Source organism: Baekduia sp. (genome assembly GCF_035685985.1).
Lineage (GTDB): Bacteria > Actinomycetota > Thermoleophilia > Solirubrobacterales > Solirubrobacteraceae > Baekduia.
This window is the reverse complement of sequence record NZ_DASRZV010000024.1, coordinates 404,797-430,698: the sequence shown is the minus strand read 5'-3', so window position 1 is coordinate 430,698 and position 25,902 is coordinate 404,797. Positions and strand designations below refer to the sequence as shown.

22 protein-coding genes are annotated in these 25,902 nt (G+C 72.5%); 1 reads left to right on the top strand and 21 read right to left on the bottom strand.

What is annotated here, in order from left to right:
* Positions 1-14 precede the first annotated feature (14 nt).
* From VFG42_RS14445 to dapA, 21 genes are all read right to left on the bottom strand, one after another.
* Positions 15-1,235, bottom strand: a complete 1,221-nt coding sequence (locus VFG42_RS14445) for a dihydrolipoamide acetyltransferase family protein (protein WP_324909439.1) — start codon at positions 1,233-1,235, stop codon at positions 15-17.
* A gap of 7 nt (positions 1,236-1,242) precedes the next feature.
* Positions 1,243-1,530 carry a muconolactone Delta-isomerase family protein gene (locus VFG42_RS14440; protein WP_324909438.1) on the bottom strand — a complete coding sequence of 96 codons (288 nt, stop codon included), beginning with the start codon at positions 1,528-1,530 and terminating at the stop codon, positions 1,243-1,245.
* Entirely contained in the window at positions 1,530-2,534 is a 1,005-nt protein-coding gene (locus VFG42_RS14435) for a pyruvate dehydrogenase complex E1 component subunit beta (RefSeq protein WP_324909437.1), read from the bottom strand. Before VFG42_RS14435 ends, VFG42_RS14440 begins: the two co-directional genes overlap by 1 nt.
* Complete coding sequence (locus VFG42_RS14430; RefSeq protein ID WP_324909436.1) at positions 2,531-3,514, bottom strand: thiamine pyrophosphate-dependent dehydrogenase E1 component subunit alpha; 984 nt, start codon at positions 3,512-3,514, stop codon at positions 2,531-2,533. Before VFG42_RS14430 ends, VFG42_RS14435 begins: the two co-directional genes overlap by 4 nt.
* A gap of 45 nt (positions 3,515-3,559) precedes the next feature.
* Entirely contained in the window at positions 3,560-4,426 is an 867-nt protein-coding gene (locus VFG42_RS14425) for an alpha/beta hydrolase fold domain-containing protein (protein WP_324909435.1), read from the bottom strand.
* Positions 4,423-7,695 (bottom strand): hypothetical protein, encoded by a 3,273-nt coding sequence (locus VFG42_RS14420; RefSeq protein WP_324909434.1) that lies wholly within the window; start codon positions 7,693-7,695, stop codon positions 4,423-4,425. The genes VFG42_RS14425 and VFG42_RS14420 overlap by 4 nt, the downstream gene beginning before the upstream one ends.
* 9 nt (positions 7,696-7,704) lie before the next feature.
* Positions 7,705-8,895, bottom strand: a complete 1,191-nt coding sequence (locus VFG42_RS14415) for a glycoside hydrolase family 99-like domain-containing protein (protein WP_324909433.1) — start codon at positions 8,893-8,895, stop codon at positions 7,705-7,707.
* Between the two features lie 86 nt (positions 8,896-8,981).
* Positions 8,982-10,580 carry a mandelate racemase/muconate lactonizing enzyme family protein gene (locus VFG42_RS14410; protein ID WP_324909432.1) on the bottom strand — a complete coding sequence of 533 codons (1,599 nt, stop codon included), beginning with the start codon at positions 10,578-10,580 and terminating at the stop codon, positions 8,982-8,984.
* A 370-nt stretch (positions 10,581-10,950) separates the two neighbouring features.
* On the bottom strand, positions 10,951-11,682 hold the full coding sequence (locus VFG42_RS14405; RefSeq protein WP_324909430.1) for an SDR family oxidoreductase: 732 nt from the start codon (positions 11,680-11,682) through the stop codon (positions 10,951-10,953).
* The gene (locus VFG42_RS14400) at positions 11,679-12,560 is read right to left on the bottom strand and encodes an LLM class flavin-dependent oxidoreductase (RefSeq protein ID WP_324909672.1); all 882 of its coding nucleotides are present in this window, start codon (positions 12,558-12,560) and stop codon (positions 11,679-11,681) included. Before VFG42_RS14400 ends, VFG42_RS14405 begins: the two co-directional genes overlap by 4 nt.
* Positions 12,560-13,852 carry a M20 family metallo-hydrolase gene (locus tag VFG42_RS14395; RefSeq protein ID WP_324909429.1) on the bottom strand — a complete coding sequence of 431 codons (1,293 nt, stop codon included), beginning with the start codon at positions 13,850-13,852 and terminating at the stop codon, positions 12,560-12,562. The genes VFG42_RS14400 and VFG42_RS14395 overlap by 1 nt, the downstream gene beginning before the upstream one ends.
* Complete coding sequence (locus tag VFG42_RS14390; protein ID WP_324909428.1) at positions 13,849-14,766, bottom strand: polysaccharide deacetylase family protein; 918 nt, start codon at positions 14,764-14,766, stop codon at positions 13,849-13,851. Before VFG42_RS14390 ends, VFG42_RS14395 begins: the two co-directional genes overlap by 4 nt.
* Positions 14,756-15,724: a polysaccharide deacetylase family protein gene (locus VFG42_RS14385; protein WP_324909427.1), complete on the bottom strand. Its 969-nt coding sequence runs from the start codon at positions 15,722-15,724 to the stop codon at positions 14,756-14,758. The genes VFG42_RS14390 and VFG42_RS14385 overlap by 11 nt, the downstream gene beginning before the upstream one ends.
* Positions 15,721-16,581, bottom strand: coding sequence for an MBL fold metallo-hydrolase (locus VFG42_RS14380; RefSeq protein WP_324909426.1), 861 nt, complete (start codon positions 16,579-16,581; stop codon positions 15,721-15,723). The genes VFG42_RS14385 and VFG42_RS14380 overlap by 4 nt, the downstream gene beginning before the upstream one ends.
* A complete protein-coding gene (locus tag VFG42_RS14375; protein ID WP_324909425.1) occupies positions 16,581-17,585 on the bottom strand; it encodes a zinc-binding alcohol dehydrogenase in 1,005 nt (334 codons plus the stop codon). Before VFG42_RS14375 ends, VFG42_RS14380 begins: the two co-directional genes overlap by 1 nt.
* Before the next feature lie 40 nt (positions 17,586-17,625).
* Positions 17,626-18,357: an SDR family oxidoreductase gene (locus VFG42_RS14370; RefSeq protein WP_324909424.1), complete on the bottom strand. Its 732-nt coding sequence runs from the start codon at positions 18,355-18,357 to the stop codon at positions 17,626-17,628.
* Between the two features lie 66 nt (positions 18,358-18,423).
* Positions 18,424-19,428, bottom strand: a complete 1,005-nt coding sequence (locus VFG42_RS14365; RefSeq protein WP_324909423.1) for a substrate-binding domain-containing protein — start codon at positions 19,426-19,428, stop codon at positions 18,424-18,426.
* A gap of 93 nt (positions 19,429-19,521) precedes the next feature.
* A complete protein-coding gene (locus tag VFG42_RS14360; RefSeq protein WP_324909422.1) occupies positions 19,522-20,526 on the bottom strand; it encodes an ABC transporter permease in 1,005 nt (334 codons plus the stop codon).
* Complete coding sequence (locus VFG42_RS14355) at positions 20,523-23,090, bottom strand: ATP-binding cassette domain-containing protein (protein ID WP_324909421.1); 2,568 nt, start codon at positions 23,088-23,090, stop codon at positions 20,523-20,525. Before VFG42_RS14355 ends, VFG42_RS14360 begins: the two co-directional genes overlap by 4 nt.
* Positions 23,087-24,016, bottom strand: coding sequence for an NAD(P)-dependent oxidoreductase (locus tag VFG42_RS14350; protein WP_324909420.1), 930 nt, complete (start codon positions 24,014-24,016; stop codon positions 23,087-23,089). Before VFG42_RS14350 ends, VFG42_RS14355 begins: the two co-directional genes overlap by 4 nt.
* Before the next feature lie 12 nt (positions 24,017-24,028).
* Positions 24,029-24,991 (bottom strand): 4-hydroxy-tetrahydrodipicolinate synthase, encoded by a 963-nt coding sequence (gene dapA, locus VFG42_RS14345; RefSeq protein WP_324909419.1) that lies wholly within the window; start codon positions 24,989-24,991, stop codon positions 24,029-24,031.
* A 157-nt stretch (positions 24,992-25,148) separates the two neighbouring features.
* On the opposite strand from dapA, the gene VFG42_RS14340 reads away from it, so the two are divergent.
* The gene (locus VFG42_RS14340) at positions 25,149-25,871 is read left to right on the top strand and encodes a FadR/GntR family transcriptional regulator (RefSeq protein WP_324909418.1); all 723 of its coding nucleotides are present in this window, start codon (positions 25,149-25,151) and stop codon (positions 25,869-25,871) included.
* Positions 25,872-25,902 lie beyond the last annotated feature (31 nt).

Here is a 25,902-nt window from a genome sequence, read left to right as displayed (position 1 = left end):
GAACCGTCCGGGCCCTAGACGAGGATCGTCAGCGGGTCGGCCAGCAGCTCGCCGACCGTCGCCAGGAACTTCGCGCTGTCGGCGCCGTAGAGGATCCGGTGGTCGGCGACGAGCGTCAGCGTCGCCACGGGGCGCACGACGACCGCGCCGTCGACCGCCCACGGCCGGTCGGAGACCGCGCCGACGCAGAGGATCCCCGCCTGCGGCGCGTTGACGATCCCGCCGAAGGCGCTCGCCCCGAACATCCCCAGGTTGCTGACCGTGAACGTCCCGCCCGCCAGCTCCGGCGGCGTGACCGTGCCGGCCCGGACCTTCTCGGCCAGCCGCCGCGTCTCGGCGGCGATCGTGCCGAGCGTCGCCCGGTCGGCGTCGAACAGCGTCGGGACGACGAGCCCGTCGTCGGTCGCGACCGCGACCCCGACGTTCACGCGCTCCCACAGCTCGAAGGCGCCGTCGCGGTAGGACCCGTTGACGCGCGGATGGCGCCGCAGGGCGCGGGCGGTCGCGGCCACGATGATGTCGTTGATCGACGGCGGCCGCTCCATCGACGCCTTCAACCGCGTCCGCAGCTCGAGGACCGCGGCCATGTCGACGTCCAGCGACGTCCAGAAGTCCGGGATCGTCGCCTTGGCCTCCGCCATGCGGCGTGCGACCGTCGTCTGGATGCGGCTGAGCGCGACGGCCTCGACCGCGCCGCGCGCGCCGGTGGCGTCGGCGGCCGGCGACGCGGCGGGCGCGGCGACCGGCTCGGGCGCGGGCCGCTCGCTTGCCGTGCGGACGTCGGCCTTCAGGATGCGGCCGTTGCGGCCCGTCCCGACGACCGTCGCGATGTCGATGCCGAGCGCCTCGGCCAGGCGCCGGGCCAGCGGCGAGGCGGGACCGGCGTTGCCCTTCTCATGGCCATTGCCCACCGCGGGCGCCGGCGGAGCGGCGGCGGGAGCCGCGGCCACCGCGGCGGCCACCGCGGCCGAGGCGGGCACCGCGGTCGCGGCGGCGGCGGCGACCGGCTCGGCCGCGCCGCGCTCGCCCACGTGGGCGATCACCGCGCCGACCGGCACCGTCGACCCCTCGGGCACGACGATCGACAGCACGCCCGCGTCGGAGGCCTCGAACTCCATCGTCGCCTTGTCGGTCTCGATCTCCACGACCGGCTCGTTGCGCGCCACCTCGTCGCCGTCGGCCTTCAGCCAGCGGACGATCACGCCCTCCTCCATCGAGTCGGAGAGGCGGGGCATCGTGATCTCAGGCATCGTCGGCCTCCAGGGGGTGGACGGCCAGGGCGTCCACCGCGATCGTGGCGTACTTGTAGGTCGGCAGCGAGGTCAGCGCCTCGTGCAGCGCGGTCGCGTCGGGCGCACGCCAGATCGCGACGTTGCGCAGGCCGCCGGGCAGCCGCCAGATCCGCTGGATCGTGCCGGCGCCGCGCAGCTCGCGGCCGCGCACGCGCTCGGCGTCGATCAAGGCCTGCAACTCGTCGTCGGGCAGCGTCGGCGGCAGCGCGACGTCGATCCGCACCAGGTAGTCGTGCATCAGTAGGCGACGGTGGCGCGGACGGCCTCGACGATCGTCCGCACGGTCGGCATCCACGCGGTCTCGAGGTTCTCCGCGTAGGGCACCGGCGTGTCGTCGGCGGCGTGCAGCCGCGGCGGCGCGTCGAGGTACTCGAAGTTCTCCTGGACCACGCGCGAGATCACCGACGCGCCCCACGACCCGTCCGGCGACGCCTCCTGCAGCACGATCAGCCGGCCGGTCCGCTGGACCGAGTCGATGACCGTGGCGTGGTCGAACGGCGCGATCGTGCGCGGGTCGATGACCTCGACCGAGATGCCCTCGTCGGCCAGCGCCTCGGCGGCCCGCTCGGCCTTGAAGCGCATCGCCTGCGTGCCGACGAGCGTGACGTCGGTGCCCGCGCGCACGACGTCGGCGACGCCGAGCGGCACGATCGCCGGCCGCTCCGGGAACGGCCCCTTGTGGTTGAACAGGTGCTTGTGCTCGAAGAACAGCACCGGGTCGGGATCCTGGATCGACGCGCGGAGCAACCCGTAGGCGTCGGCCGGCGTCGCGGGCGTGACGAGCTTCAGGCCCGGCACGTTGAGGAACCAGTTCTCGGCGTTCTGCGAGTGCTGGGCGCCGAAGCCCGCGCCGACGCCGCCGCCCAGGCGGAGCGTCACCGGCAGCGTGACCTGGCCGCCCGTCATGTAGCGGTACTTGGCCAGCTCGTTGGCGATGCCGTCGAAGCAGACGCCCGCGAAGTCGGCGAACATGATCTCGCCGACCGGGCGCAGGCCCTTGACGGCGGCGCCGATCGCCGCGCCGACGATCGCCTGCTCGGAGATCGGCGTGTCCATGACGCGGCCCGCGCCGAAGCGCTCGTAGAGGCCGTCGGTCATCTTGAACGGGCCGCCGGCCGCGCCGACGTCCTCGCCGAGGAGGAAGACCGACGGGTCCGCCTCCAGCTCGTCGCCCAGCGCGCGGATGATCGCCTGGCGGTAGGTGGCCGTCGTGGTGGCGGCCTCAGGGGTGATGGTGCTCATGCGAAGACGTGGTGCAAGCGGGTCGACAGGTCGGGGTCGGGCCAGCTCTTGGCGGTGTCCAGGGCGGCGACGACGCGCTGCTCGGCGTCGTCCTTCAAGGCATCCAACTGGCCTTGCTCGACGCCCGCCTCGGCGAGCTTGGCCTCCAGCAGGACGATCGGGTCGCGCTTGAGCCACTCCTCCAGCTCGCCCTCCGGCCGGTACTTGGCCGGGTCCGTGCGCGAGTGGCCCTTGTGGCGGTAGGTCTTGGCCTCGATCAGCGTCGGGCCCTCCCCCGCGCGGCCGCGACGGACCGCCTCGCGCGTGGCCTCGAAGACGACGTCGACGTCGTTGCCGTCGATGATGGCCTTCGCCATGTTGTAGGAGTCTGCGCGGTCGGCCAGGTCGGTGATCGGCGTGGTGTTGGCCAGCGGCGAGTACTCGCCGTAGAGGTTGTTCTCGCAGAAGAAGACGACCGGCAGCTTGAAGACCGACGCCATGTTCAACGCCTCGTGGAACGCGCCGATGTTCGTGGCGCCGTCGCCGAAGTAGCACAGCGACACGCGGTCGCTGTCGGTATAGCGCTCGCCGAGCGCGAGGCCGACGGCGATCGGCAGGTGGGCGCCGATGATCGCGAACGAGCCGTAGGCGCCGACCGAGACGTCGGTCAGGTGCATCGACCCGCCCTTGCCGCCGCAGAGGCCGTTGGCCTTGCCCATGATCTCGCCGAACGTGCGGTCCAGCGGCGCGCCCTTGGCGAGCACGGCGCCGTGGCCGCGGTAGGTGCAGGTCATGGTGTCGCCGGGCTCCAGGGCGGCGCAGCCGCCGACGGCGGTCGCCTCCTGGCCCTGGCAGAGGTGCGTCGAGCCGCGGACCGACCCGTCGGTGAAGAGGCGTTGGCACTCCTCTTCGAAGAAGCGGATCTCGTGCATGCGCACGAGCCACTCCAGCTTGGTCTCGACCGGGACCTGACCCTCGGTGGGCGCGTGGGTCGCGCTCATCGTCTCTCCTGACTGGCTGCTGCTGGACACGGCTGGAAACGTTTTCTATCGCACCGGCGCGGTCGCCGTCAATCGCTGGGAGACGAACGTGCCGACGCGCGCGACGTCGGCACGCGCCGCGTCGAGCGTCGCGACCTGGAGGTGCCACACGTGCGTGAGCCCGGCCCGCGTGACGAGCCGCGCGTCGGGCGCCGCGGCGGCGATCGCGCGGGCGTCGTCGCGCAGCGCCTCGGTCTCGGAGGCGAACACCAACAACGGCGGCAGGCCATGGAGGTCGGCCCGCGCGGGCGAGATGTAGGGGTCGGCGACGAGGTCGCCCGACGTGTAGAGCCCGACGATCCGCGCGAACGTGTCGCGGTCGATCACGGGGTCGTCGGTCTCCGGCGCCGTCCACGACGGGTTGGTCAGCGTGAGGTCGGCGAACGGGCACAGCAGGACCGCGCCCGCCGGCAGCGCGTGCCCGGTGTCGCGGTGCAGGAGCATCGCGGCCAGCGCGAGCCCCGCGCCCGCCGAGTCGCCGCCGAGGACCACGGCCTCCGGCCCGCCCCGCTCCGCCGCCAGCGCGTCGAGCGCCGCCGACACGTCGTCCAGGCCGGCCGGGAACGGATGCTCGGGCGCCAGGCGGTAGCTCGCCAGCACGACCTCCACCCCGGCCGCCGCGGCGAGGTGCGACGCGAAGCCCACGTTGGCGTCGACGCTCCCGGCGACGTACGCCCCGCCGTGGATCCACAGCAGGGCGCCGGCGCCAGCGCGATGGCGGACGGCGGAGGCCCGAGCCTCCGCCGTGACCGCCAGCGCCCGCCGGCCCGCGAGCGTGCGCTCGCGCGCCCGCGTCCCGGGCGCGGGAGGCACCGCGCGCAACAGCGCCTCCGTCGCCCGGCGGTTGGCCGCGATGTCGAAGGCGGCCGTCACCCCGCCGTCTCGAAGGCGTCGAGGTCGACGTAGTAGTCGGACGCCGACGCGTTCTTGGTGTGGTCGATCGTGACCCGGATCGTGTGCGACCCGGGCGACAGGCCCGTGCGCTTGAACAGCTCCTGGCGCGGCTGCACGGACGCGGCGTAGGCGTCGACGGTCACGGGCGTGCCGCCGTCGATCGACACGTCGGCCTTGCCGTGGTCGGGGCTCAGCCCGCCGAGCACGCGCACGGCCGTCCCCGTGAACGTCCACTGCGCGTAGTCGCCGGCGACGTTGCTGTAGTGGGCGTCGCCGTTGACGTAGTCGGTCGGGGTCGTGGTCGTCTGCCACCCCGAGGTGTAGGTGATGCCCGACGCCATGTCGTTGGTCGTCGTCCACCCCGTGTCGACGTCGATCGCGTCGAGGTCGACGTAGGTGTTGCTCGACGACGCCGACTTCGTCCCGTCCACCGTGATCCGGATCGTGTGCGACCCCGGCGTCAGCCCGGAGCGCCGGAACAGCTCCTGCTGGGCCAGCGCCACGTTGGCGTAGGTCTCGATCCCGGAGGCGACGGTCGTCCCGTCGATCGACACGCTCATCCGCCCGTGGTCGAGGCCCTTGCCGCCGATCACGCGGACGCCGGTGCCGGTGAACGCGTACTGCGCGTAGGCGCCCGTGCTGTTGGTGTAGTGCGCGTTGCCGTTGCGGTACGCGGAGACCGTCGTCGAGTACGACCACGCCGGGTTGTAGGTGATCGCCCCGCCGTTGTCGTCGGCCGAGGAGATCACCGGGTCCGGGTCCGGGTTCGCCAGCTCGACGGTGGTCGTCCCCGCACTCGTGATCGCCTTGTGGACCGTGCCGTCGGCGTCGGCGCTCACGGTGGCGGCCGACGACCCCGTCTTGACCACATAGCCGCCGCGCGACGGCGTCTGGTTGAGGAAGCGCACGTCGACCGACGCGCCGCTGGGCATCGACGGGATCGTGACCGTGAACTTGTCGAGCCCGTTGTAGGCCACGGTCACGGCCTGGCCGCGCCAGGTGTAGTTGACCGTCGAGCCGACCAGGTCGCTCCAGATGAACGGCGCGATCACGAGCTTCTGGTCTCCCGGCTGGAAGCCGAAGATGTCGTGGTACAGCCCGGCGCCCATGTTGCCGATCGACGGGAAGTCCGTGTCGGCCCCCAGCTGCGCGGCCGAGCGCGAGAAGTTCGACGACCCGTACCAGTTGGACATCGCCTTGCCGAGCCACTTCTCCGTGAAGTACTTGGCGTTGGCGCGGTCGTCGGCCGCCGGGAACGCGGCGTAGCCGTCGCCGACCCCCTGGCCGTACATGCCGCCGTCGGTGCCCAGGTGCGTGTAGTCCGAGAACGCGCCGGAGCCGTCGAGGTCGAAGACGTTGTTGACCAGGAAGTCGGTCCCCGTCGAGCGCAGCGACTGGATGTAGGCCGCGGCCATGTCGCGACGCCGCTGCGCGGAGAGCAGGTCGCTCTTCAGCGCCGCGCCGATCACCGGCAGGTACGCGGGCTGCCCGGGCTGCGCGCTGAACCGCGGCGCGTTGGCGGCCCCCGACCACGTCCCGCCGCTGCCCGCGTCCAGGTTGTAGTTGGTCTTCAGCGTGTTGGCCAGGCCGTTGTAGTACGCCGCCTTGGTCGTGTCGGAGAAGACCGTGCCCTCGACCGTCGCCCAGCGCCGCAGCGCGTCGTAGTACATGGCCGACGTGTAGGCGTTGGGCTGCCCGATCACGCCGGTCCCGATCTCACCGGTCCACCACGCCGCCTCCCAGTACTCGTTGGAGTGCAGGCCGGGGTTGTGCGCGGCGTAGCTGACCGGGATCAGGTTGGTGGACGACGAGGCGTAGGCCGACTGCTCGTAGTCCAAGGCCTTCTCGACCGAGGTCCGGAACCCGCCCAGCCACGACGTCGAGCCGTTCATGTAGTACGTGCCGAGCACCGCGAGCGCGTAGCCGGTCTGCGAGTCGGGCAGGTTGCGCCCCCAGCTCGTCGCCTGGTTGACGGTCGTCACGCCCGTGTAGAGGTGGCCGGAGGAGTCCTGCAGGGAGTCGCGCTGGTCCTTCAACCCGCCCTCCATCGCCCCGATCGCGCCGGCCTTGTCCTGCTGGAAGCCGTCGACGAGCTGGGCGATCCAGTGCTCCTCGGAGGGCACCAGCTCCGAGCGCCAGTTCGGGCCCTCGTAGTACCCCAGCTGCGCCTTGTCGGTGATCGTGAAGCGCCCGAGGTCGTTGATCGACTTGGACAGGTTGGCCACCGAGCCCAGGCCGGTCAGCGTGCCGAGGTCGTAGTAGGAGGAGTACGAGGCGGGCGCGAGCGTCAGCTGCGTCCAGACCGTCGTGCCGCTGGTGACGCTCACCGGCGCGTAGAGGTCCTCGCCGCGCGTGCTGGTGTGCGACCAGTAGCCGGTCGGCGCGGGCGTGCTCGCGCTCGTGTCGTAGTTCGGCGGGTCCGCCGGCGCCGAGCCGTCGGGCATCGTCGGCGTCAAGGCGTAGGACTGCCCGGCGTTGGCCGTGTAGAGGTTCATCCGCAGCATCCCGCCGGTCCCGGAGTCGGGCAGCCGCTGGGCGACGGTCGTCGCGCCGCGCGCCGTCGCGCCCGCGCTCGAGGTCCCGGTGACCTTCAGGGCGTAGGCGCCGCTCTCGTTGAGCACCGAGAACGACTGCTGCTCCTTGGACACGCGCATCGACGTCCGGTGGGGCGACGTCGAGCCGATCCAGTAGTCGCCGAAGCCGCCGCTGCTGATCGACGCGGGCTCCACCGGCCACGACGAGCCGTCGCCCGGCCAGCGCACGACGTCCGCGGTGTGCTGGGCGAGGTTGATCGACGGCGTGCCCTGCTGCTTGATCGACGCCGAGCCGCTGTAGGTCCGGCTCAGCTTGAAGACCACGTCGTTGCCGTTGGCCGTCAGCGTCCACGTCTCGGACGCCAGCGAGGTCGAGAACGAGACCGTGACCACGTTGCCGGAGATCGACCGGGTGAGCCCGGTGACGCCCGACAGCGACGTCACCCACGTGCTGTCGTCGGTGGTCAGCGCCGAGTAGATGCCGCCGCCGGTGGCGGTCCCCAGCGTCTCGTGGGTGCCCACCTTGTAGGAGGTGATGACGGCCTTGTTGTTGTAGTCCAGCTTCAACTGGTAGGACGACGCGTCGCCGGTGATCGTGATCACCTTGTTGGTGGTGTCGTCGCTGATCGTGGCCGCGGCGGAGGCGGTCGAGGCGCCGACCGCGAGGCCCAGCGCGCTGCAGGACAGGATGGACAGGATGCGCCGGCGGCGCATGGCGTGCTCCTACTCGTCGGGAAGGTTGCTGTCGCCCGCTGTCGAGGCGTGGTAGATCCGGTGGTCCTCCCGGCCGCGGGCGCGAGACAGCGCGCGCAACATCCCGTAGCCGTGGTCGACGTCGGGCAGCAGGTACTGGCCCTCGGTCCACTCGTTGAAGCACCCGATCGTCACGACCCTGTGGTCCTCGGGGTTGCGCCGCGCGAGCGCCAGCGAGGCCTTCACCAGGTCCTCGAACTCGGCCGGCGTGCCGCCCTCGACCAGGAGCAGCCCCTGGTCGGGGTGGCGGTGGACGTCGTCTCCCGGCTGGGGATACGGCATCCGCGGCGTGGTGTCCCAGCCCGGCGAGGCCGCCGGCCAGAACGGGACCGGCGCGGCCTCCAGCAGCGCCGGGTGCAGCTCGTCGGTGGCGCGTCGCGCCAGGCCGGAGTAGGTCGGCGCGCCCTCGGCGGGCGGCGTGACCGACAACAAGGGGTTGTAGAGCCCGCACGAGTCGAAGCCGAGCGCGTCGAGCCCCGCGGTGGCCTTCACGGGGTCGTTGCCCGCGCGCCACAAGGCCATCGTGATGTTCGCGTGCAGGTGCACGCCCGGGTGGCCGAGCGCCCGGGCGTGCTCCCGCAGCCGCGCGATCAGCGCGCGCGTCGTGTCGAGGCCATGGTGTTGCACGATCCGGCCGACGTCCCAGATCACGAAGACCGGCTCGCCGTCGATCCGCCAGAAGTGCGGGTGGTGGAAGTAGCGCGACGCGATCAGCGACCACCCGCGCCAGATGTCCGGCTCGCTGTCCGGCGCGTGGAACGCCTGCTCCAGCCCGGTGCGATCGCGCAGCGTCGTCGGGAAGAGCGTCATCCAGTGGTGGTTGATCCACGCGATCGAGAACGTCTGCGGCGGCCCGCCCGCGCGCAGGAAGCCGTCGTCGAGCGCCTCGTGCAGCGCCGGGCCGTCGTCGAGCCAGTACCAGTCCCAGATCAGGACGTCGACGCCGTGGTCGGCGGCCAGCTTGTTGTAGGTCTCCCACGTCTCGGGGCGCGACTCGTCGAGCGCGCCGAGCAGCGGTTGGCGCGGCTGGCGATGGCCGGCGAAGCGCGGGCGGGCGCCGCGCATCAGCTCGTACTCGGACCAGCCGGGGGTGTACTGGCCCGCGAACAGCGCGGAGGGGTGCCACAGCGGGCAGGTGTAGGCGGCGACGGTGGAAGTCATGTGCTGGACCTTGAAGAGGGAGGGTGGTGACACGCGCGCCGCGCCGGAGCAAGGGAGAGCGCGGCGCGCGTGTCGGCGGGGATCGGCTAGCGATCCACCCGGTGGCGCTCGATGTAGTCGGCGTCGAGCTCCCAGCCGAATCCGGGGCCGGTCGGCAGCGCGAGCTCGCCGTCGACCAGCTCGGGGCGGTTGGCGATCAGGTTCCACCAGATCGGGTCGCGATCGGGATGGAAGACCTCCATGTAGGTCCCGTGCGGCTGGCTGGCCAGCAGGTGGGCGGCCGCCTGCGGCTCCTCGTGGTGGCCGAGCTGGACCGAGTACAGCTGCGCGGTCGCGGCCATGCGGCGCCAGTTCGTGTAGCCGCCCGACCACGACGCGTCGAAGTTGCACACGTCGACCGCGCCGGCCTCGAAGAGGTCACGGCAGCCGGCGGGCGAGTACTCGCTCTGCCCCGCGCAGACCGGCACGCCGCCGCGGGCGCGCACCTCGCGCATGTCGCGACGGTCGTTGGTCCAGACGCACGGTTCCTCGAACCAGCGGATGTCCAGGTCCTGCACGCGTGAGCAGAAGTCGAGCGCCTGGTGCAGCGTCCAGCCCTGGTTGGCGTCGACGGTCAGCACGAAGTCCTCGCCCGCGGCCTCGCGGCACTCGCGGACGCGCTCGGCGTCCTGCGCCGGCGACTTCCCGCCGATCTTGAACTTGCAGCCCTTGAACCCCATCTCCCGCCACCAGGCGACCTCCTCGGCGATCGACGGCAGGCCCTCGCCGTAGTAGCCGCCGATGATGTTCACGCCGATGCGGTCGCGGTAGCCGCCCCACAGCTGCCAGAGCGGGACGTTCAGCGCCTTGCCGATCGCGTCCCAGATCGCGAGGTCGACGCCGGCCAGCGCGACGAGCGACACGCGGCGGTCGCGCAGCTGGTCGTAGGTCGCCGGGTAGCCGAGCTGCCAGCAGCGCTCGAACGAGAACGCGTTCTGGCCGATCAGCTTGGGTGCGATCTCGACCCGGACGATGTCCATGATCTCCTGGAGCGTCGCGTCCTCGTCGCCCGCGTAGGCCTCGCCGACGATGCCCTCCTCCGTGTGGACGCGGGTGATGATGGTCGAGCGGTTCTTCATGCGGTAGTAGCTGCCGCGGTACTCGTGCTCCAGCGGCACGACGACCGGGATCAGCTCGATCTCCCGGATCGTCAGCCGCCCGACGGCGCTTCCGAACGCGCCGTCGGGCGGGACGGCCAGCCCCGCGCCGCCGTGTTGTGTGTTGTCGTCGGTCAACGCCCTGCTCCTTGTCAAACGTGTCTGTCTTGGGTGGTGGGTGCGGCCGGGCCAGAAGCCCGGCAACCCCATCTGCTGAGCGGACCGCACGAACTCGCTCTGCAGCTTGTCGCCGACGTCCTGCGGCGACATGCGCCCGGCGACCATGTCCGCCAGGTACTTCTCGAAGGCCCCGTAGGTGGCCTGGAGGGTCTGCTGGAACTGCGGGACCGGGTCGGCCTCCAGCAGCTTGCGCGCCTCCTGATGGGCCGTCGGGATCCCGTCCGGCGTCGTGGCGCCCTTCGGGATCGGGAAGACCTTGGAGTCGCCCACGGTCTTGCCGACGAACGCCATGCTCGACAGGTCGGTGAGGTTCTGCTCGGGGTTCAGCTGGACCAGCTCGGCGCCGATCTGCGCCTGAAAGTCCTTCATCATCTTCTTCTGGCGCACCGCCGGCGAACGGCGGCGCCGTGGCGGCCGACGTAGGTGGCGTCGAGGTCGACGTGCGTCTCGGGGCCGAAGCCGGCGCTCCAGCCGCGGCGGGCCGCCACGGGAGCTGCAATCGTTTCCGGTGCAACTGGCGTTGGCGCGCGCGACGGCGACATCTCCCTGATTTCCTCCCGTGACCCGACGATCCTGGAACCGTTTCCGAGACTCTAGGCTTTCTGAGCGGCCCGTGTCAAGGAAAGGTTTCCAGCCCTTGCGGCGCAAGGGACCCGGGACGTCGCCGCCCCGGGTCCGATGGCCGCCCCGAGCCCGGTCGGCAGCACGTCGGCGTCGGCGAGGCGGCGTCGTCCCGGCGTCAGTGGATGCTGTATCCGGCGTCGACGGCCAGGACGGCTCCGTGCGCGGAGCTCGCGTGCCCGGAGCCGAGGAACGCGATCGCCTCGGCGATCTCGTCCGGTCGCGACGGACGGCCGCTGAGGGTGCGGTCGATGACGCGCTGGACCTCGCCGGCCTGCCCGGCGCCGGCGTCGAGGTCGCCGAGCAGCATCGGCGTCTCGGTCGGGCCCGGGCAGACCGCGTTGACGCGGATGCCCTCGGGGCCGTGGTCGACCGCCATCGCGCGCGTGAGGTGGATCAGCGCGGCCTTCGACGCGCAGTACGCGACGTAGCCGCCGGTCGCCACCAGGCCGAACTGCGACGCGACGTTGACGATCGCGGCGTCCCGGCCCTGCCGAAGGTGCGGCAACGCGGCGCGCGCGCAGAGGTACGCCGCGCGGACGTTGACCGCGAAGACGTCGTCCCACTCGGCGGCCTCGGTCGTCTCGACGCTCCCGCGCCGGCTGACGCCCGCGCAGCAGACCAGCACGTCGATGCCGCCGAGCATCGTCGCCGCGGTGGCGATCGCCCGCTCCACGGCCTCGGGGTCGCGGAGGTCGACGTCGACGATCGGGAAGCCGTCCGCCGCCCGCGTCGCCTGGACGTCCAGCCCGACGACGTGGTCCTGCCGCGCGCGATGCAGCTCGCAGGTCGCCAGCCCGATGCCCGAGCCCGCGCCGGTGACGACAATCCGCCGCCCGCGCGCGCTCATGCCGCCGCCCGCGTCCGCGGCGGACCGGCGGCGATGCGCCGCTCCACGAGGTCGAGGTCGCCGCGGAACCAGCCGAGCTTCTCGACCCACCAGGTCAGGCCCGCCTCGCGATAGCGCTGGATGCGCTCGGCCTCCCGAACCGGATCGGTGCCGGCCGTCTCGCCTTCGAGGACCACGTCGACCGGGCCGAGGGCGGGATCGCGGTGGCGCCGCACGAACGCGACGATCTCCGCGAGCACCTCCGGCGGCATCGCCGTCGCGGTGCCGTAGGCGCCGTAGGCCGGGAAGACCCCGTCCCACCGCGCCGCGCGCCGAAACGGCCGGCGGCTGGGCCAGCGGCCCGCGATCCAGACCGGCATGCGGGGCTGCTGGGGGCTGGTCGGCAGGAACGTCTGGTCGCGCACGGTGAACCACCGGCCCTGGACCGTGCACCGCTCGCCCGTCCACAGGCCCACGAGGACGTCGAGCGCCTCGTCGAGCTTCTCGCCCCGCACGACCGGATCCGGGTCCTGGCCGAAGCACGCGAACTCGTCCTCGGCATGGCTGCCGAGGCCGGCGCCGAAGATCAGCCGCCCGCCCGAGAGCACGTCCACGGTGACCGACTGCCGCGCGACCTCGGCCGGAAGCCGCCGGGGCAGGACGGTGACCATGACGCCCAGCCGGACGCTCCGGGTGGTGACCGCGAGGGCGGCCATGACCGCCCACGGGTCGGCGACCGGATACGGGGCCTGCCCGTCGCGGACCGCGAGGTTGTCCCACACGAAGACGCCGTCCCATCCGGACCGCTCGGCCAGCTCGCCCAGCCGGACGAGCGCGCGCGGGTCGCCGTACGCGCGGACGTTCGGCAGCCCGACCGCGAACCGCAGCGGGCGGCCCATCACGCCGACAGGACCGTCAACGCGCGCGCGAGCACGCGCGCGCCCGCCGCCAGGTCCGCGGTCTCGGTGAATTCCTCCGGCGCGTGGCTGATGCCGCCGGCGCTCGGCACGAACAGCATCCCCGCCGGGAACCGCGTCGCCAGCACCATCGAGTCGTGCGAGGCGCCCGAGGGCATCGCCGTCGCCGAGATCCCGAGGGCGTCGCACGCCGCGCGCAGGACCGCCACGATCGCCGGGTCGGTGGGAGACGGGTTGGTCCCCCACGGGTCGCGCAGCTCGAGCTCCAGGCCGCGGCGCTCGGCGATGTCCCGTGCCGCCTGCTGGATCTCGGCGACCGCCGCTTCGAGCGCGTCCTGGGCGATGCAGCGCACGTCGAGCGTCAGGTCGGCGCGGCCGGGGATCATCGCGATCTCCCTCGGCGCGTGCTGTAGGAAGCCCGAGGTGGCGACCACCGGCGGATCGGTCTTGGCGGTCGCGATGGCCTCGGCCGCGAGCACCAGCTCGGCGACGCCGGTCAGGGCGTCGTGCCGGTAGGCCATCGGCATCCCGCCCGAGTGCGCCTGCCGGCCGCGGAGCGTCAGCGGCACGCGCCGGTTGCCGGCGATCGCGGTGACGACGCCGACCTGGATCCCCGCCTCCTCCAGCAGCGGCCCCTGCTCGATGTGCAGCTCGACGACCGCGGCGAGGCTGCCCTCGGGGCGCTCGGCCTCGCCGAGGCGGTCGACGTCCAGGCCGCACTCCCGCATCAGCTCGCGCAGCGTGCGCCCGCGGTGGCGGCAGCGGAGGTCGAGGTGCTGCTCGGTGAGCGCCCCGACCATCGCCCGGCTGCCGATCACGCCGACATCGAAGCAGCCGCCGCCCTCCTCCCCCGCCCACGACACCAGCTCGATCGCCGCGCGGGGCCGGAGCCCGGCCTCGCGCATGGCCTCCAGCGCTTCGAGGCTCGCCAGCACGCCCGCCACGCCGTCGAACCGGCCGCCGCCGGGCTGGGTGTCCAGGTGCGAGCCGGTGAGGACCGCCGGCGCTTCCGGGTCCGTGCCCTCCAGGCGCCCGAACACGTTGCCCGCCGGGTCGACCCAGACGGTCAGCCCCGCGGCCTCCAGCCACGTCGTCAGCAGGTCCTGGGCCGCGCGGTCCTCCGGCGAGTAGGGCAGCCGCTGAAGGGCGCCGTCGTCGCGCAGGCCGATCTCGGCCAGGCGGGCGAGCCGCTCGGCCAGCCGCTCCTCCGAGATCACCAGCTCGTGCTGCGTTCCGGACACCTGCATCTCCTTGCTCTGGTCTTCAGGGGTCATGCGCTCGCCTGCTCGCGGTAGCGGTCGACGATCTCGCCGGCGGTCGCGCACCACGCCCGCGGCCGGCCGGCGACGTGGTCCAGCGCCGCCTCGACGTGGCGCATCCGGAACGGCTGGCCCGTCAGCCACGGGTGCAGGCTGATGACCAGGACGCGCCCGGACTCGGCGCCGTCCCGCTCCAGGCGGTCGTAGGCGTCGACGATCATCTGGCTCCAGCGCGCCGGGGGCACCCGGCGCATGTGGATCGTGTAGACGTCGTCGAGCTCGATCGCGGTCGGCAGCGCCACGACGCCCGCGCCGTCGCCGACCAGCTCGTAGGGCTGCTCGTCGTTGGGCCAGTCGCACATGTACCGGACGCCGGCCTCGGCCAGCAGCCGGATCGTCCGCGCGGACTGGGCGTACTCGATGCTCGACCAGCCGACGGGACGCTGCCCGGTCGCGCGCTGGACGGCGTCCAGGGAGCGCGCGATGTAGGCGCGCTCCTCCGGCTCGCTCATCGCGCCCGAGATCATGCGGCTGGCGCTGAGCCCGTGCCCGAGCAGCTCCCACCCACGGTCGACGCAGCGCCGCACGATGCCCGGGTAGCGCTCCGCCGAGGCGGCGTCGATCGGCACCGACGCCGGGATCGACCGGGCGTCGAGGGCCTCGATGAGGCGGAAGATCCCGACGCGGTTGCCGTACTCGTGCGGCGAGACCTCGTGCGGGTCGGGCAGCCGCGGGTACGGCGGGCGCCGCACGGCGCTCGGCGGCACGAAGACGCCGTCGGGCGGCAGCCACTCGACGTGCTCGACGTTGAGCAGCACGCAGACCGCGACGCGCGCGCCGCCGGGCCAGCGGACCGGGCGCCGGTCGCGCAACGGCGACCAGGCGGTGTAGGGGTTGTCCATCGCGCCGGCGCGCGGATCAGCGGGCATCCGGCGCCCCCTTCGGATCGACGAGGCTCGGCGCGGCCGGGACGACCGACCGCGCGAGGGCGTCGTCGTGGTAGTGCGCCAGGTAGTGGTCGGCGACCTCGCCCGCCGTCGTCACCCACACGTCCTCGTGGGACAGCATGTGCTCCAGCACCTCCTCGAGGTAGCGCTGGCGGTAGGGCTGGGAGATCAGGTAGGGGTGCAGCGCGAGCGTCATCACGCGGCCGCCCTCGGCGTAGAGGCGGTCGAACTGATCGCGGCACATCTCCGCGAACTCCGGCCCCTCGAAGCCGAAGAACGGGTGCCCGCCGAACAGGAACGCGTCGTTGATCTCCTTGGCGTAGGGCACGCCCACCAGCCGCCCCTCCGGGACGACCATCGGGAAGGGCTGGTCATCGATGAACCAGTCCATGCAGTACGTGAAGCCGGCCTCGGCCAGCAGCGCGGGCGTGCGCGAGGTCGAGGTGAACCCGGGCCCGAGCATGCCGCGCAGCCGTTGGCCGGTCGTGCGCTCGGCGATCTCCAGGGTCTGCGCGTAGAGCGCCCGCTCCTGCGCTTCGGAGAGCCCGTAGAGGTAGCGCGTGTTGTAGAGCCCGTGGCTCATCAGCTCCCAGCCCCGCTCCACCATCGCCTCGCGGATCTCCGGGAAGTGCTCCAGGACGGCGACGTTCAGCGAGGCCGTGGCGGGCAGCCGGTAGCGGTCGAAGAGGTCGAGCATCCGCCAGAACCCGACGCGGTTGCCGTGGTCGCGATGCCCGTACCAGACGACGTCCGGATGCGTGGGGAACCGCGGATACGGGTTCTTGTAGGGGTTGGCGGGCGGCTCGAACTCGTAGAACTCGATGTTGGGGATCACCAGCAGCGCCAGCCGCGCTCCCCCGGGCCACCGCAGCGGCGGGCGGTCGACGATCGCCGAGTAGGGCACGAGCTCGTCGATCTCGCGCGACGTCGGGCGGCTCATCGCTCGCGGCCCCCGGTCAGCGGGGTCGCCGCGAAGGTGAACGGGCGCTCCGTGCTGAGCACCGCGACGCTGAGCCCGCGGTGACGCCGGGTGACGACGTCGACGAGATGGCCCGGGTATCCGAGGTTGTCGATGAACATGTCGTAGTGCGTCGGGATCAGGAGGTCGACCCGCAGGTCGGCCGCCAGCTGCGCGGCCTCCCGCGGGTCCATGTTGCCCACCAGGTTGCGCCGCTCCCGGTAGTAGTCGCGGCCGTTGATCGGCAGCAGCGCGACGTCCAGGTGAAACGGCGCGAGCGCGTCGATGAGCTCGTCGAACACCAGCGTGTCGCCGGCGTGGTAGACCGACACCCCGTCGAGCTCGATGACGTAGCCCAGGTAGCGCACGAGCCCGTCCGAGAGCGCGCGACCGTCGTCGTAGGCGTCTGAGACGTCGACGCCGTGGACGGCGGGGATCGGATGCAGCACGACGCCGGGCAGCTCGACGGGCGTGCCGGGCTGGGCGCCGATCACGCGCGCCCACGCGCTCGTCGAGTCGCGGAACGCGTCGGCCAGCGGCGTCGGCAGCACCGCGACGGCGTCCGGGAAGCGCTCGAGCGCCGCCCGGACGAACTCCGGGTCGAAGTGGTCCCAGTGCTCGTGCGTCACGGCGATCGCGTCGAGCCGCGTCACCTCCTCCAGCCGGAACGCCGGCGGGACGAGCCGCGACGGGCTCGGCGTCAGGAACGGGTCGACGAACACCGTCGCGCCGGCCCCGCGCAGGACGTGGCTGTGCTGGCCGCACCACCACAGCCGGACCTGCCCGTCCGCGACCTCCCCGGCCTGCAGCCGCTCCAGCGGACTGATCGCGTCGACCATCAGTAGACCAGCGCCACCGCGAGCGCCTCCTCGGGACGCTCGTCGACCAACCGGTAGGCCTCGGGCCCCTGCTCGAAGGGGATCCGGTGCGTGATCATCTCGTCGGCGTGCAGCCGCGGGAGCGCCTCGACGGCGACGCGCAGCTTGCGCGCGAGGTCCCAGCGGGGCTGGAGCCCGGAGCCGACGAGCATCACCGTCGAGCTGACGACGCGCAGCCGGCGGATGTGGAACTCGGGCGCGAGCACCAGCGGCACGGTCTTGTTCCCGTACCAGCCGACGACCGCCACGCTCGCCTCCTGGCCGGCGCACGCGAAGGAGGACTGCAGCGCCGGCGGCGCCCCGCTGGCCTCGATCACGACGTCGGCGCCGCGGCCCTCGCTGGCCTCCATCGCCGCCTCGACCGCGTGCTCGGGCGCGACCGCGAGGTCCGCGCCCCACCGCAGCGCGAGCTCGCGGCGCGACTCCAGCGGGTCCACGACCACGAGCTTGCCCGCGGTCTGGCGGGCGAACTGCGCGCAGAACATCCCGACGACGCCGAGGCCGAAGACGACCGCGACGTCGCCGATGCGCACCGGCACGTCGAGCAGGACGCTGAGGCTGACGTCGGCGAGGTTGCCGAGCACCGCCATCTCGACGGGGTCGACCTCGGGAAGCGGGCTGACCAGCTCGGGGTCGACCGCGTCGATCGTGAAGTGGTCCTGGTGCGGGTAGCGGCAGAAGACCAGGTCGCCGGCCTGGTAGGCGGTGTTCCGCCCGGCCTCCAGGACGCGCCCGACGTTCTGGTAGCCGAACTTCGCCGGCAGCGCCCAGCTGCCCTCGCACGTCGACGGCGTCAGCGGCTGGTCGGCGGGGCCGTCGCCGCGGTACATCACCATCTCGGTGCCGTGGCTGATCCCGGAGGCGATGGCCTTGACGGTGATGTCGTCGGGACCGCAGTCCCGGACGGTCTCGGGGCGGATCTCGGACTGACGAGGCGCCGAGATCCACAATGCACGTGCGTCCACTACATCTCCTGTTGTTGGTGTTGCAAGTTCCGGTGTGCGGCTAGTAGGCGGCGAGCGTGCCGCCGTCCACGTAGACCGCGGACGCCGTCATGTACGCGGCCTCCTCGGAGGCGACGAACAGCACGGCGCCCGCCACGTCGGCGGGCACGCCCCAGCGGCCGAGGGGCACGCGCCGGCGTTGGTAGTCGTCGAGGTCGCCGGGGTCGCGGGCGTCCCCCGCCTGGGGCTTGGCCATCGCGCCCGGCACGACCGAGACGACGCGGATGCGATGCGGCGCCAGCGCCACCGCCAGGCTGCGGGTCGCCATCGCGACCGCGCCCTTGGAGGTGTCGTAGGGCACCGACGCCGCGTCGGAGACCACCGACGCGATCGACCCGAGGTTGACGATGACGCCGCCGGTGGCCTGCCGCCGCACGAGGGAGGCCGCGACCCAGCGGGCGGCGAGCAGCATCCCGCGCACGTTGATGGCCAGGACGTCGTCGATGTCCCCGGGCGTCAGCTCCAGGAACGGGACCGGGCGCAGGACCGCCGCGCTCTGGACGAGCACGTCGATCGGGCCGAGCTGCAGCGCGACCTGCCCGAAGGCCCGGTCGATCTCCTCGTGGCGGCCGAAGTCCGCGGTGATCGCGAGGCCACCGGGCGGGGCGGTCGCGGGCGCCACGTCGATCGACGCGACCCGCGCGCCTTCGGCGACGAAGCGCTCGACGCACGCCGCGCCGATCGCCCCCGACCCGCCGGTCACCGCCACCACCTTGTCCTTGAACCGTCGCATGGCTGTCCTCCACCGCGGGGCGAGGGGAGGAGGGCGAGAGCCCGCCCTCCTCCCCGGGCCGAGCTCCTAGAAGTCGAAGTCGTCCATGTTCGACTTGGTGAACACCGCCGGCTTGCCGAGCAGGATGGTGTCGTCGCTGATGTACTTCAACGTGCCCAGCCGCCCGGCCGGGAGCCCCTGGTCGCGGTTGAGCTTGCCCTCCGCCTGGGCCTTCTCGAGGTAGACGGTCGCGTAGCCGAGGTCGACCGGGTTCCACAGCACGAGGGCGTCGGCCGAGCCGTCGGCCAGCACCGTCTTGCAGCAGCTCGGCGGCCCGATGCCGATGACCGGCATCGTCTTCTTGATGCCCAGCTGCTTCTTGGCCTCGGCCGGTCCGGACACGGCGGCGTCGGTCATGCCCCAGATGCCCGCGGTGTTCGGATGGGCCCGCAGGTAGCCGAGGGCCACGTCGCGGCTCTTGGCCTGGTCCTCCTGGCCGGGCAGGATCGCGCCGATCTTCACGCCCGGGTACTTGGCGGCGATGTACTTCTTCATCTCGTCGATCCACTGCGACTGGTTGGGTGCGGTCAGGGTCGACGTGACGACCAGGAACGTCCCCTGGTCCCCCGCGCGCTTGACCATCTCGTCGACGAGGGTCTGGCCGACCCCGGCGAACGTGACCTGGTTGAGGAAGACGGCGCGCGCGCTCTTGGCCGTGTCGGCGTCGAACGTGGAGACCTTGATCCCGGCGTGGGCCGCGCGCTGCAGCGCCGGGACCAGCGCGTTGGGGTCGTTGGCCGAGACCGAGATCGCGCAGTACTTCTTCTGGATCCAGCTGTCGATGAACTCGGTCTGGCCGGCGGCGTCCGCCGACGTCGGGCCGTTGTAGTCGACCTTCACGTCCAGCGCCTTGGCCGCCTCGCGGGCGCCCTTGCCGACGGCGGCCCAGTACTGGTTGCCGACCGCCTTGGGCAGCACGCCGTAGGTACAGCCCTTGCCGCCGTTGCTGGCGTTCGCGGCGCCGCCGCCACCCGAGCCGCAGCCGCCGGCGAGCACCGCCGCCAGCACGCAGACCATCACCACGAGCGTCACACGCGACGCTCGCGCACTCCTCCGAGTATGCATCCCTCTCCTACCTCTTGGTTGTGGTGGGTACAGCCGTTCGTCGCCAGCGGGTGCGCGGGGTCATCTCGCCCGCCCGACCCGTGCGTTGAGGAAGACGCCGATCAGCAGCGCCGCTCCGACGATCACGCTCTGCAGCTCGCCGGGGACGCTCGCGATGATCAGGCCGTTCTGCAGGAACGTCAGGAGGAACGCCGCCAGCAGCGTGCCGACGACGGTCCCGCTTCCGCCCATGATCGAGGCGCCGCCGAGCACGACCGCCGTGATCGCCGTCAGCTCGATGCCGACGCCGGCGTCGGCGCGCGCGCTGAACACCCGCGACGTGTAGATCAACGAGGACAGGCCCACGAGCCCACCGGCGATCACGTAGACCGCGGTCTTGACCCGCCGCACCGGGACGCCCGAGAAGCGCGCGGCCTCCTCGTTGAACCCGATCGCGCTCACGTAGCGGCCGAACCGCGTGCGGTTCATCAGCAGCCACACCAGCGCGCCGACGATCAGGAAGAAGATCAGCTGGTCGGGCACCTGGCCGACGTAGCTGCCGCCGATCTGGGAGAACCAGAGCGGGAAGGTCGAGACCGAGTCGGCGCCGGTGATCGCGTAGGCGAGCCCGCGGAACAGCGCCAGCGTGCCGAGCGTCACGGTCAGCGGCAGCAGACCGAGCCGCGCGATGAACACGCCGTTGAAGAAGCCGCACACCAGGCCGGTCAGCAGGCCGAGCGCGATCGCGAGCTCCAGCGGCACACCGGCCTTGAACGAGAACCCGATGACGACCGAGACGAGCGCGAGCACCGACCCGACCGACAGGTCGATGCCGCCGGTCATGATCACGAGGCTCATGCCCAGCGCGATGAGCCCGGACTCCGCGAAGTACCGCGACGCGTCGAACAGGTTCGACACCGTCAGGAAGTACGGGCTCATCTGCCCGAGGACGATCAGCTCGACGACGCACGCCAGCAGCAGCGCCATCTCGCGGTTGGCGAGCCGGCGCCAGAGCGCGCTCCTGCGCGGGCCGCTGCTGCTCGGCGCGGTCGGGATCTGCTGGTTGCTCGTGACCTGGGTGCTCATGGGATGCGCTCCACGATGTGCCGCCGGACGACGTCGACGGAGATGGCGATCAAGATGACGGCGCCGAAGACGAGGTCCTGCAGCGTCCCGGGCACCGCCAGCAGCGCGAGGCCGCTGTAGATCAGGCCGATCAGCAGCGCCCCCACGAACGGCGAGACGTTCGATCCGCGGCCGCCCATCGGGCTGGTGCCGCCGACGACGGCCGCGGCGATGATCTGCAGCTCCAGGCCCGTGGCCACGGACGGCTGCGCCGCGCCGGCCTGCCCGAGGTAGATCACGGCGGCCAGCCCGGTCGCGGCGCCGACGCCCAGGAAGGCGAGGAACCGCGTCCGCCCGGTCCGGATCCCGGCCAGGCGGGCCGCGGCGGCGTTGTCGCCCAGGGCGACGACCTCGCGGCCCCAGCGCGTGCCGTTGGCGATGAAGGCGTACACGAGCAGGAAGACCAGGAAGATGAGCCCCGGCGCGAAGTAGCCGAGCCCCTGGCCGAGCGCGCGCGTGGCGTCCGGGATGCTGTTGATCGTCTCGTTGCGCGACAGGACGAGCCCGCGCAGGATCGACATCGTGCCGAGCGTCGCGACGATCGACGGCATCGCCGCCCGGACGACGAGCGTGCCGTTGATCGCGCCGAACACCAGCCCGGCGGCGACGCCGGCCAGCAGCGGCAGCCACAGCCCGCCGACCGCGTGGGCGACCCATCCCGTGACGTAGATGCAGGCCGCGAGCACCGAGCCCATCGAGATGTCGATGTCGCCGCACAGCAGCACCTGGTTGAGCGCGAAGGCGACGATGCCGACCACCGCGACCTGGGACAGCAGCGACTTGACGTTGTCGGCGCTGAAGAACCCGTCCGCGACGATCGACAGCACGACCGCGAGCAGGACCAGGAAGATCAGCGACGGCGCCTCCGGCCGCAGCATGAAGCGCGCCAGGCGCGAGCCCGCGCCGGCCGCGGCCTCGACGGGCGCCGGTGGCGCGACCGCGGGCCGGGCCAGGTCGGTGTCCTCGGCGGGCGTGCCGACGCTGGGCGTGACGCCCATCGCGGCGGCGAGGCAACCCTCGGCCGTGGCCTCCTCGACCGGAAGCTCCGCGGCCTGCTCGCCGCCGGCCATCACGATCACGCGGTCGGCGATCGCCAGGACCTCCTGGAGGTCGGACGAGATGAACAGGATCGCCTTGCCCTCGTCGACCAGGTCGTCCATGAGGCGGTAGATCTCGGCCTTGGCGCCGACGTCGATGCCGCGGGTCGGCTCGTCGAGCAGCAGCACGCGCGGCTCGGTCGCCAGCGACTTGGCCACGACGACCTTCTGCTGGTTGCCGCCCGACAGCACGTTGACCGGCGCGTCCAGCCCGGCCCCGCGGATCGTCAGCTCACCGGCGAAGCGGTCGGCCAGCGCGCGCTCGCTGGACGGCCGCAGGTAGCCGTGGTGCGACAGCGCGCGCAGGCGGCTGAGCGTGATGTTCTGCTCGATCGAGTGCTCGAGCACGAGCCCCTGCGACCGGCGCTCCTCGGGCACGTAGACGACGCCGTGGCGCAGGCCGTCGGCGATGCTGCGGACGCGGACGGGCTCGCCCTCGATGACGAGCTCGCCCGAGCGCGCCGGATCGACGCCGGCGATGGCCTGGGCCAGCTCGGTCCGCCCGGCGCCGATCAGGCCCCAGACGCCGACGACCTCCCCGGCGTGCAGGCGCAGGTCGATGCCGTCGAAGCCGCCGGGCCGACCGAGATCGCGCGTCTCCAGCAGCAGCTCGCCCGGGTCGCGCCGGCGGCGCGCGTAGAACTGCGACAGTGGCCGGCCGACCATCAGCCGCACGAGGTCGTTCTCGGTGACGGCCGACGGCAGCTCGCTCGCCACGCGCTCGCCGTCGCGCATGACCGTGATCCGGTCGGCCAGCTCGAAGATCTCGTCGAGCCGGTGCGAGATGTACACGATGCCGACGCCGCGGCCGCGCAGGTCGTCGATGATCCCGAACAGGTGCTTGGCGTCGCGGTCGGGCAGCGCCGCCGTCGGCTCGTCCATGATCAGCACGCGCGCGTCGCGCGCGAGCGCCCGCGCGATCGCGACGATCTGGCGGTTGCCCGCCGACAGCCGCTTGACCGGCAGCGTGACGTCCATCGAGAAGCCCAGGCGATCGAGCAGCTCGATCGCCTGGCGGCGCATCGCGCGCCCGTCGAACGTCCCCCAGCGGTTCCGCGTGCGCGGCAGGCCCATCACGAGGTTCTCCGCGATGGTCATCTCGGGGAACAGCTCGAGCTCCTGCGGGATCATCACGATGCCCGCCATCTCGGCGTCGTGGGCCGAGTCGAACGCCACGGCCTCGCCGCCGGCCCGCATCTCGCCGGAGTCCGGCCGGTGCACGCCCGCGAGGATCTTCATGAGCGTGCTCTTGCCGGCGCCGTTCTCGCCGACGAGCGCGTGGACCTCGCCGGCCCGGACGTCGAAGTCGACGTCCTGGACGGCCGTGACGCCGCCGAAGGACTTGGTCACCGACGTCAGCGCGCAGTGCACCGTGCCGTCCGCGCGGCGGCCGACGTCCTCGGGACGAGGCGCCGTGGCGGGGGTCATCGCGGGCCTCCTCCGCCGGAGACGGCCTCCTCGACCAGCGACGGCTCGCCGGACAGGTCCTCGATGATGGTGATCACCCCGGAGTGGTCGAAGTCGCCGCGGCCGGTCGCCTTCATCGCCCCGAAGGTCTCGCGCACCGACGCGGTCAGCGGCAGCGTGGCGCCGAACTCGCCGCCCGCCGCCAGCGCGAGGCCGAGGTCCTTGTGGTGCAGCTCGCAGCGGAAGCCCGGGCGGAAGTCGCGCCGCAGGACCGACGGGCCGCGGACCTCGAGCGCCCAGCAGCGGGCCGCGCCGCCGAGCAGCGCCTCGACGATGACCGCCTGGTCGACGCCCGCCTTGGCCCCGAGGACCAGCGCCTCGGCCATCGCCTGGAGCGAGATGCCGACCATGATCTGGTTGCAGGCCTTGACGATCTGGCCGGCGCCGGGGCCGCCGACGTGGGTGGCGCGGCTGCCGAGGCACTCGAAGATCGCCCCCGCGCGGGCGAACGCCGACTCGTCGCCGCCGCACATGATCGAGAGCGTGCCCTCGACGGCGCCGACCTCGCCGCCGGACACCGGCGCGTCGAGCGCGTCGACGCCCCGCTCGGCGGCGTTGGCGTGGACGCGGACCGCCGTCCCCGCGGCGATCGTGCTCATGTCGACGAACAGCGCGCCGGCGCGCATCGCCGCCAGGACGCCACCGCCGCCGAGCACGACCTGCTCGACGTCGGGCGTGTCGGGGAGCATCGTGATGACCACGTCGCAGCGCGAGGCGAGATCCGTGGCCGAGGTCGCGGCGGTCGCCCCCAGCTCGACGAGCTCCTCGACGGCCGCCTGGCTGCGGTTGTGGACGACGACCTCGAACCCGGCCTCCACCAGGCGCCGCGCCATGGGCTTGCCCATGACCCCGAGTCCGATGACGCCGACGATGCGATCTGAAGCCAAGTGACTGCCTTTCTAGTCGTTGCTCGTTGCGAGCTGATCGAGGACCGAGCGCAGCGCCTCGCGCGCGTCCGGTCGAAGTGGGTGCACGGGCCGGCGGGGCGCCCCGACCGGGCACCCCTGGAGCGCGAGCGCCTCCTTGATCACGGCCACGGGGAAGCTCGCCAGGTCGAAGGCCTCGCGGAGCGTCGCGACGCGCGCCTGGAGCCGCGTCGCCTCGGCGGCATCGCCGTTCCGCACGGCCTCCCAGATGCCGCACAGCTCCGGTGCCGCGAAGTTCCCGCTGGAGGCGATCGACCCGTCCGCCCCGCCGAGCAGGGCGTAGGCGACCAGGCTGTCGTGCCCGATGAGGACGGTGAAGTCCTCCGGCAGCGCCTGGCGGTAGGCCAGGCACTGGGCCAGGCTGCCGCTGGAGTCCTTGATCCCGGCGATGTTCGGCGTGGCCGCCAGCGTCGCGACCGTTGCGACCGACAGCGCGACGCCGACGCGCGCCGGCTGGTTGTAGAGCAGCAGCGGAAGCTCGACGCTCGCCGCGAGGGCCTCGTAGTGGTCGATGACCTCGGCCGGCCGCGGCTGCACGAAGAGCGGCGGCAGCGAGAGCAGGCCGTCGGCCCCGGCCGCTTCGGCGGCGCGGGCGAGCGCGATCGCGTCCCGGGTGGCGGCGGCGCTGACCCCCGCGAAGACGGGGACCCGCCCGCCGGCCGCCGACACCGCGGCGCGCACGACCTCGCGGTGCTCGTCGCGGTCGAGCGCGAAGAACTCGCCCTGGCTGCCCAGGACGCAGAGGCCGTGGACGCCCTGCGCGATCAGCCGGTCGATCAGCCGTTCGAGCGCGTCGAGGTCGAGCGCCTCGTCCGCCCCGAACGGAGTGACCACGGCCGGGACGATGCCGCATAGGGTTCGCGCGTTCGGAACATCACGCTTCAATCCACGATCGTTCTCGTTCGGTGCGACACGCTCGGAATCCCGTCCCAGCATCAGGGCTCTCCCTCCCGTTTCCAACAATTGGTCCGGCCACCTGGCCGGTGCGGAGCCTTGCAGAAACGACCGTCGCGTGTCAACCACATGAAAACCAGCTTGCTATCGGGATTCTTGCGCTACCATCTCCATCCACTCAGGCCAGGGGGCCAGACCAATGTCGTCCTTTGAACTACGAGCCATCGACCGCAACAAGCTCACCGACTCGATCGTCGACCAGATCGTCGACGGCATCCGGAGCGGCTCGTTCCCGGCCGGAACGGCGATCCCCGCGGAGCGGACCCTGGCCGCGCAGCTGGGCGTCAGCCGCAGCTCGGTGCGGGAGGCGATCCGCGTCCTCGAGCACGCCGGCGTCCTCGACGTCCGCACCGGCAGCGGGACCTACGTCACCGAGGCGAGCCTGTCGCAGGCGGTGATGCTGCGTGCGCACGCGGCGCTCGCCGGCGACGAGAGCCCGCTGGACGTCATCGTGGCGCGGCGTGGCCTGGAGCCGGTCGCCGCCGAGATCGCGGCGATCAACCGCACGCGGAACGACATCGAGACGCTGCGCCGCGCGCTCGCCGACCACGCCGCGGCGCTGGAGCAGGACCAGGACCCCGAGGACGTCGACTTCTCCTTCCACCTGGCGCTGGCGGCCAGCTCGCACAACCCCGTGATCTACATGTTGGTCGAGCGCGTCGTCGAGCTGATGCGCCAGCAGACCTGGCGCCACCTCAAGTACCGCTCACGGGAGCGGGCCGGCGCAGGGATCTTCCTCGAGCAGCACCGCGCGATCCTCCGCGCGGTCGAGCGTTCGAACGCGGCCGAGGCGGCCGCGGCGATGCGCGCGCACATCGACTCGATCGAGTCCGGGCTGCTCGCGGAGGTGAGCGAAGAGTGACGCACCACGACCCGGAAGGACACCAAGAACA

Coding starts and splice junctions, on each gene's coding strand:
- VFG42_RS14340 (WP_324909418.1), top strand. CDS start 25,149: ATGTCGTCCTTTGAACTACGAGCCATCGACCGCAACAAGCTCACCGAC.
- VFG42_RS14370 (WP_324909424.1), bottom strand. CDS start 18,357: ATGCGACGGTTCAAGGACAAGGTGGTGGCGGTGACCGGCGGGTCGGGG.
- VFG42_RS14390 (WP_324909428.1), bottom strand. CDS start 14,766: ATGCCCGCTGATCCGCGCGCCGGCGCGATGGACAACCCCTACACCGCC.
- VFG42_RS14440 (WP_324909438.1), bottom strand. CDS start 1,530: ATGCACGACTACCTGGTGCGGATCGACGTCGCGCTGCCGCCGACGCTG.
- VFG42_RS14415 (WP_324909433.1), bottom strand. CDS start 8,895: ATGACTTCCACCGTCGCCGCCTACACCTGCCCGCTGTGGCACCCCTCC.
- dapA (WP_324909419.1), bottom strand. CDS start 24,991: ATGCTGGGACGGGATTCCGAGCGTGTCGCACCGAACGAGAACGATCGT.
- VFG42_RS14400 (WP_324909672.1), bottom strand. CDS start 12,560: ATGGGCCGCCCGCTGCGGTTCGCGGTCGGGCTGCCGAACGTCCGCGCG.
- VFG42_RS14435 (WP_324909437.1), bottom strand. CDS start 2,534: ATGAGCACCATCACCCCTGAGGCCGCCACCACGACGGCCACCTACCGC.
- VFG42_RS14420 (WP_324909434.1), bottom strand. CDS start 7,695: ATGCGCCGCCGGCGCATCCTGTCCATCCTGTCCTGCAGCGCGCTGGGC.
- VFG42_RS14410 (WP_324909432.1), bottom strand. CDS start 10,580: ATGAAGGACTTTCAGGCGCAGATCGGCGCCGAGCTGGTCCAGCTGAAC.
- VFG42_RS14380 (WP_324909426.1), bottom strand. CDS start 16,581: ATGGTCGACGCGATCAGTCCGCTGGAGCGGCTGCAGGCCGGGGAGGTC.
- VFG42_RS14355 (WP_324909421.1), bottom strand. CDS start 23,090: ATGACCCCCGCCACGGCGCCTCGTCCCGAGGACGTCGGCCGCCGCGCG.
- VFG42_RS14395 (WP_324909429.1), bottom strand. CDS start 13,852: ATGACCCCTGAAGACCAGAGCAAGGAGATGCAGGTGTCCGGAACGCAG.
- VFG42_RS14430 (WP_324909436.1), bottom strand. CDS start 3,514: ATGAGCGCGACCCACGCGCCCACCGAGGGTCAGGTCCCGGTCGAGACC.
- VFG42_RS14405 (WP_324909430.1), bottom strand. CDS start 11,682: ATGAGCGCGCGCGGGCGGCGGATTGTCGTCACCGGCGCGGGCTCGGGC.
- VFG42_RS14360 (WP_324909422.1), bottom strand. CDS start 20,526: ATGAGCACCCAGGTCACGAGCAACCAGCAGATCCCGACCGCGCCGAGC.
- VFG42_RS14445 (WP_324909439.1), bottom strand. CDS start 1,235: ATGCCCCGCCTCTCCGACTCGATGGAGGAGGGCGTGATCGTCCGCTGG.
- VFG42_RS14385 (WP_324909427.1), bottom strand. CDS start 15,724: ATGAGCCGCCCGACGTCGCGCGAGATCGACGAGCTCGTGCCCTACTCG.